2 protein-coding genes are annotated in these 2,083 nt (G+C 61.3%); both read right to left on the minus strand.

Going from position 1 to position 2,083, the window contains the following annotated elements; translation table 11 throughout:
- Nucleotides 1-464: 464 nt before the first annotated feature.
- Entirely contained in the window at nucleotides 465-863 is a 399-nt protein-coding gene (locus tag ACFFGH_RS34285; protein ID WP_386677426.1) for an immunity 22 family protein, read from the minus strand.
- Nucleotides 864-1,288: 425 nt separating this feature from the next.
- Nucleotides 1,289-1,624 (minus strand): hypothetical protein, encoded by a 336-nt coding sequence (locus ACFFGH_RS34290; protein ID WP_386677428.1) that lies wholly within the window; start codon nucleotides 1,622-1,624, stop codon nucleotides 1,289-1,291.
- Nucleotides 1,625-2,083: the final 459 nt, after the last annotated feature.

Raw genomic sequence — 2,083 nt, forward strand, 5'->3', positions numbered from 1 at the left:
GCTCGCGCACCGAGTCCTCCTTGAAGTCTGGGCTCAAGAAGTCTTCGTCTGAGATGCGATCGAGGCTCATGTGATGCCTAACACCTGAGTTAAGCCGCGCCGCGAAGCGGCGTCGGCTTGGACGAATTGTTAGGCCGAATTGGTGAGGATGCTCGGGCACGTGCCCCGAGCTGCCAGCCAAATGCCCGACAGCCGAGACACTACTGCAAGATCTGGCCGAGCACACCTGGAGCTGGGCCTTACCGAGAAAGCTGCATCCGAGTGGCCCGGATGAGCCGGAAGAAGTGACGGCGGGTGCAGCCGCCGCCTTGAAGGAACCGGGGCGAAGATGACCGAGCGGGCGATAGGTCGGCCTGGGCGTATGACTGGCTGGCCGGCCTTCCGCGCAGACCACGGCCTGTTCCAATGCGGCCTAACACCTGAGTTAAGCCGCGCCGCGAAGCGGCGTCGGCTTGGACGAATTGTTAGGCTGCACATGTCGCATACGGGAACACCCCAAGAAACACAAGCTCGCCTGTAGGTGGGCGACTAACCTTGGATGGATCGTAGGCGAAGTCGAATTGGACCAATAGCCAATACGCGGAATCGATCCCCAGCTCTTTTGCGCGATCGATTGCGGCGGGCGCAAAAGACTCTGAATACGAAACGTCGGCGAACAATCTATCGAGGCTTACGCGCGCGTCGAGATGGTTCGCCTCTTGGTTATCTATGTTGTAGTACCCGACACCACAGCAACTCTGCAGAGCATCTACATCAGCCTCTTGATCCGGCTTATCTAACTCAAGCCAAACGGATACGACTCCATCACGCTCGAAGGCCTGCGTGTAGTAGTGCTCATCTTCGGAGAAATCGCGGCGAGTCATCGGCTGCAGCCTAACACCTGAGTTAAGCCGACCCGCCCGAGAACCCGTCTGGAGTTCTGAAGCTACGAAGCGGGTTCGGCTTGGACGAATTGTTAGGGGGTGCGGCCCCGGATGCGAGGCTGAACCCGCATGCCGTGAATCGCAAACCCGTACCCGTGCGAAGGCTAGCAGGCCAAGCGGACCGGCGCTTGCCCGGAAGACTGTGACGCGTGGCGCGGCCGAAGCCGCGTTGCAGCCGGAGACCAAGTGGTTGAGCCGAAGCGAGCAGCAGCCGATCGCGAAGGAGCCTCGTTGGTGCCGAAGCGAGCGCGTCCGACGCGGCGAACTGGCCGAGGAGCGAGCTGCAAAAACCGCCCGCCGCACGCCCTAACACCTGAGTTAAGCCGCGCCGCGAAGCGGCGTCGGCTTGGACGAATTGTTAGGCCTCATCCTAGCTCCGGGACCAAGCTGCCGGCGAGCCCAGAGAGTACAAGGACCAGGAAGACCGAGACAGCTAGGGACAGGCGCGTCCGGGCACGCTCACCCAAGCGAGATAGCTCCGAGTCCTTGAGCTGCAAGTAGCGGCGCTGAGTGATGAACCGAGCGAAAGGTGAAGACAAGCTAGGCTCGGCGTGCGGATTGGGGGCGATTTCAGCCCAGAGGCTGGCGTGGGACGTGCGCAGCCGCTCCGCGACTTTGCGCTCGGCATAGATCGCTGCGGCGAACGAGGGGAGCACAGCCACTACAGATGCAAGGAACACGACCTGCAGCAATGTGTCCATGAGGCCTAACACCTGAGTTAAGCCGAACCGCGAAGCGGTTTCGGCTTGGACGAATTGTTAGCCGCACCTACACCGCCACGGCTAGGAAGACCGGCACGGCGAGACCAACCATCCACGCCGCCGACGGGCGAAACAGTGCCAAAATAACCCAGCTAGGCGCCACCAGCGGAACGAGACTGACTACATGGCGCGCTGACATCGGCCAGACCAAAAACGGGTTCATTGCGGGGTGCACCCAGCTCACCACCTGGCATAGCACTGGGACAACCAGTGCAAGCAAGTACGCGTGATGCATTTTGTGGGCGCTGTCGAACCGCCTGTGCATTGCAGTAAACACGGTCGCCTCGCTGCCGGGTGTGCGGCTAACACCTGAGTTAAGCCGCGCCGCGAAGCGGCGTCGGCTTGGACGAATTGTTAGGCGCCTCAGCGGTGGCCATACACCCTCAAGCCCGTTTCGAG

This window comes from Lysobacter korlensis, assembly GCF_042434515.1.

Excerpts from the sequence above, each read along its gene's own strand:
- ACFFGH_RS34285 (WP_386677426.1), bottom strand. The coding sequence starts at position 863 with ATGACTCGCCGCGATTTCTCCGAAGATGAGCACTACTACACGCAGGCC.
- ACFFGH_RS34290 (WP_386677428.1), bottom strand. The coding sequence starts at position 1,624 with ATGGACACATTGCTGCAGGTCGTGTTCCTTGCATCTGTAGTGGCTGTG.